Here is a 1,178-nt window from a genome sequence, read left to right on the forward strand (position 1 = left end):
GATCACGCACCAACGGCGTAATCGACCACCCATCCGCAGCAATATGATGAGCCACCGCCACCAACACATGCTCATCGCAAGCAACCCGGAAAAGCGTTGCCCGCAAAGGAATCTCAACCGACAAATCAAAGGGACGGTGTGCCACGGTGTTGATGGCCTCGGCCAAGCGGCCTGCCGGCCACCCGTCGGCGTCGACGATCTCCCAACCGAAATCGGCGCACTCGACTGGGAGTACCACTTGCTGCGGGTCACCGGCGGGTGCGGTGAAGACGGTGCGCAAACTTTCGTGCCGCGCCACCACGTCGCCCAGCGCCGTCCCGAGCACGTCGGCACGGAGTCGCCCGCGCAAGCGGAGCGCGATCGCCATGTTGTGAACCGGCGAGGATCCGTGCAGCTGGTCGAGGAACCACAACCGAGACTGGGCAAAGGACAGCGGAACCACCGCCGGGCGGGACCCGGCCGTCACCCGCGCGAGCCGGCCGTCGCCCTGGTCGAGGCGGGATACCAGCTGGCCGATCGTCGGTGCTTCGAACAGCGCCCGCACGGACAGGGCCGCATCCAGGCTGGCGTTCACCGCGGCGACCAGGCGCATCGCCGACAGCGAGTCACCACCCAGATCGAAGAAGGAATCGTCGACCCCGACCCGGTCGACGTCGAGGATCTGGGCGTAGATCGCGGCGAGGACCTCTTCGGCGAGGGTGGCCGGGGCACGGTACCCGTGGAGGAGGTAGTCGGGCGGTGGCAGGGCGCGGGTGTCGAGCTTGCCGTTGAGGTTACGGGGGAAGCTGGTCAAGGCGACGACGGCGGCCGGGACCATGTAGGCCGGCAGCCGCTCGCCCAGCGCGCCCCGCAATTCGGCGGGATCGGCGGTGCCGGTGATGTAGCCCACGAGGCGTTTGTCGCCGGGGCGGTCCTCCCGGGCGATCACCACCGCTTGCTCTACTCCCGCCAAATCGCCTAGCGCGGCGGTGATTTCACCGAGCTCGATGCGATACCCGCGAATCTTGACCTGCTCGTCGACGCGCCCCACGTATTGCAGCTGCCCATCGAGGCCCCACCACACCAGGTCACCGGTCCGATACATCCGCGCCCCCGGCGCCCCGAACGGGCACGCCACAAACCGGGTGGCGGACAGCCCGGACCGGCCCACATACCCGTACGCCCGGCCCCGGCCCCGC

The 1,178-nt window shown here is 68.8% G+C and carries 1 protein-coding gene; it reads right to left on the reverse strand.

Annotated features, from left to right (window positions below; all coding sequences use genetic code 11):
• Positions 1-1,178: condensation domain-containing protein (locus A9X05_RS25505; RefSeq protein ID WP_156736991.1), on the reverse strand; the 1,178-nt coding region annotated here is incomplete at both ends.

The sequence above is a fragment of the Mycobacterium sp. E3298 genome (genome assembly GCF_001666895.1).
Taxonomy (GTDB): domain Bacteria; phylum Actinomycetota; class Actinomycetes; order Mycobacteriales; family Mycobacteriaceae; genus Mycobacterium.